Source organism: Pseudomonas sp. EL_65y_Pfl1_R83 (genome assembly GCF_963970695.1).
GTDB lineage: Bacteria > Pseudomonadota > Gammaproteobacteria > Pseudomonadales > Pseudomonadaceae > Aquipseudomonas > Aquipseudomonas tritici.
Map to the genome: position 1 here is coordinate 1 of NZ_CAXAQI010000424.1, position 454 is coordinate 454.

Genomic DNA, 454 nt, shown 5'->3' on the forward strand with positions numbered 1-454 from the left:
GGCGCCGATCGTGGCCAGCCAGGGCGGCAATGCCGCGACCCAGACCATGACGGTGGCGGTGCGCGCGCTCGCGACCCGTGAGCTCGTCTCCTCCAATGCCTGGCGCGTGGTGATGCGTGAAGGCCTCGTCGGCCTCGTCAATGGGCTGGCCTTCGCCATCATCACCGGCATCGCGGCGGTGGCCTGGTTTCGCATTCCCGGCCTCGGCATCGTCATCGGCCTTGCGATCATGTGCAACCTCTTCGCCGGCGCGCTCGGCGGCATCCTGATCCCGATGGCGCTGGAACGTGTCCGCGCCGATCCGGCCGTGGCCTCCGGCACCTTCGTGACGACGGTGACCGACGTCGTCGGCTTCTTCTCCTTCCTCGGCATCGCGACGCTGTGGTTCGGATTGAAGTAGGATGCCGCTCTCTCCCCGTCATTGCGAGGAGCGCAGCGATGAAGCAATCCAGAG

General features: G+C 67.2%; 1 protein-coding gene. It reads left to right on the forward strand.

Annotation, left to right across the window (positions count from 1 at the left end):
• On the forward strand, positions 1-400 hold a 400-nt coding region (locus AACY08_RS29630), incomplete at its 5' end, for a magnesium transporter (protein ID WP_339472642.1).
• Positions 401-454 lie beyond the last annotated feature (54 nt).